This is a genomic window from Streptomyces sp. P17, assembly GCF_032436805.1.
Taxonomy (GTDB): domain Bacteria; phylum Actinomycetota; class Actinomycetes; order Streptomycetales; family Streptomycetaceae; genus Streptomyces.
This window is the reverse complement of sequence record NZ_JAVRBF010001301.1, coordinates 1-247: the sequence shown is the minus strand read 5'-3', so window position 1 is coordinate 247 and position 247 is coordinate 1. Positions and strand designations below refer to the sequence as shown.

General features: G+C 74.1%; 1 pseudogene. It reads left to right on the top strand.

Annotation, left to right across the window (positions count from 1 at the left end):
• Positions 1-247: pseudogene (locus tag RMT89_RS44765) on the top strand (thymidine phosphorylase); the annotation flags it as partial.

The following is a 247-nucleotide window of genomic DNA, read 5'->3' as shown; positions in this document are numbered from 1 at the left end:
GATCGCCGAGGGCACGGGCTCGCTCGTGCTGGACGTCAAGGTCGGATCCGGGGCGTTCATGAAGGACGAGGCGTCGGCGCGGGAGCTGGCGCAGACCATGGTGGCGCTCGGCACCGACGCGGGCGTGCACACCGTGGCCCTGCTCACCGACATGTCGACGCCGCTCGGGCTGACCGCCGGCAACGCCCTGGAGGTGCGCGAGTCCGTGGAGGTCCTGGCCGGCGGCGGCCCGGCCGACGTGGTCGAG